The 1,976-nt window shown below is 39.6% G+C and carries 1 protein-coding gene and 1 pseudogene; one reads left to right on the top strand and one right to left on the bottom strand.

Features of this window, described 5'->3' with window-relative positions; translation table 11 throughout:
* Positions 1–142: 142 nt before the first annotated feature.
* Positions 143–409: a hypothetical protein gene (locus tag ACUVJL_RS16565; RefSeq protein WP_445246852.1), complete on the top strand. Its 267-nt coding sequence runs from the start codon at positions 143–145 to the stop codon at positions 407–409.
* A 201-nt stretch (positions 410–610) separates the two neighbouring features.
* Here ACUVJL_RS16565 and ACUVJL_RS16560 read toward each other — a convergent pair.
* Positions 611–1,754 (bottom strand): annotated as a pseudogene (locus ACUVJL_RS16560) (ISAs1 family transposase).
* Positions 1,755–1,976 lie beyond the last annotated feature (222 nt).

Genomic DNA, 1,976 nt, shown 5'->3' with positions numbered 1-1,976 from the left:
TAATCCTCAAATATCCATTCTTATTAAGAAACCCTGAAAGCTTTTATTTTCGTACCTATTGAGAATTAAGCTGTTGATTTAGCGAAGGCTTTAATTCTAGAAGTCCTTCTGTCACTACGTTTCAGATACCTGAATTCTTACCTTGGATCTAAATGAAGCTTTTGCTCAAATGTATGAGCAAAATGATTTTTCTCCTCCGAGCTTTGCAATTACAACGCCAACTTTACTGACGGAAGCCCGGCGCGATTGTCCAGAAGATTGTCAAATTGTCGAATTTCTGACTGTTGCTAATTACAGCTATTTTAAACAACTTTGGGAGACCGATCGCAAAGCTTACAGGCAGAAGAAACAAGAGATTCTGGACTCGATTTTAGATGTTGTGGAAAAACACTATAGCACGTCTAAATGAGTTGTACAATTTAAGCAAGGGTGATAGACTGAAAGTAAAAGTCACATTCTTAGAGGTAAAGAGATGTCAAGTGATGAAAACCAGGAACTAAAAGAAAAGCTGGCTGAGTTAGAAGAGTTTGCTTCTAACAATAGAGATGTAAGAGAATGGAAGAGAGTGGAAGCCGTTAGGTTAAGATTATTCAGGGTAAGAGCATCTCAATCAAGCTTGACAAAAGGAGTTGAGAACAGTCATCATATAATCATTATTCATAGAAGCCTGTTTGATTTTTTGACGAAGACTACGCTGCAATGTTTTCTCCTGATTAAGAGCGTTAAGTGCCATCCGTCTCTCTATGGCAAAATTACGAGGACTATGACCTGAACGAATCCGACATTGATCCTCATGGAACGTGACATCTAAAGTCCAATGAACTTGGTTTTCAATAGTCCAATGTTGACGAATGGCACGACCAAGATGTTGAGCATCCGCAGGCAGAGAAGTTAGATAAAATTGGACTTCATGAGTCGTTTTGTTCCAAAGATGGCGGATTCTTTCAATAATGACGATGGTTTGCAGTCCCGACCACTGGTCTTGTTGATAAAGACCACCGAAAGCCTCTAAAGGAACAGCCCAAACATAACGTTTTTCAGTGCGATGGTGTCCCTTTTCAATCTGTTGGTTATAACTAACGTTAATGCCTTCAAAGTTATTAGCTCTTCTGGTATCAAACCATTCTTTAACCTGAGAATGTAAAGTGGGGTGATTAGCTTTAAGAGATACAATATAATCAGCTTTTTTGTGGCGAATTTGTTTCACAATCTCGGTTTGAGTTCCCATCGCATCAATGGTAACGGTCGCCCCGGTCAGGTCTAATAATTCTAAGAGTGCCGGAATTGCCGTAATCTCGTTGGAATGATCCTCAACTTTAACTTGCCCTAAAACTAAACGCTGTTCACTTGCCCAAGCCGTGACCAAATGCAAAGCTTTTACGCCTTGATTACGGTCATAAGAACCTCTAACACTTTTGCCATCGATGGGGATAATCTCGCCAACTATCGAACCAAGCATACTTTGAAGCCACTTCGCTAAACATTGTTCTCTCATCCTCAGGATTAATTCTTTCAAAAACTCGTCGAAAAGTATCATCACTCGGGATACCATTGGGTAATTCGAGAAATTCCTCTAACCATTGCTGTTTAGCGATGCCATAATTTTCCAGGTCTTCCCAACCTTCGGCACCGCCAATGACGGCTAAAATAGAGATTACTAAAATATCTTTTAATGAGTGTTTTTGGGTTCTTTGAACTCTGGGGTCCGGGATCTCTGCTACATAATTCAATAAATTAGCTTGGATGTCGCCCAGAGGTGTTAAATGTCGTTTTTCTGCTCTTTTGGCTTGAGATTTTACAGCGAGTTTCAATATAGGTGCAAAACCCTTTGTCATTGTCTTTAACTCCGTTTCAACTTGATTGACTTTGTTAAGAGTCAAACTTAATTATAGGTTTGAGTTCGGTGCACAGATATAGAGCCTATTGGCGGCTTTTTGTCAAGTACAATTTATACCAAATTAGATGAGCTTACCCTG

The organism is Microcoleus sp. OTE_8_concoct_300, from assembly GCF_031383065.1.
Taxonomy (GTDB): Bacteria; Cyanobacteriota; Cyanobacteriia; order Cyanobacteriales; family Microcoleaceae; genus Microcoleus.
This window is presented reverse-complemented; position numbering and strand designations above follow the sequence as displayed.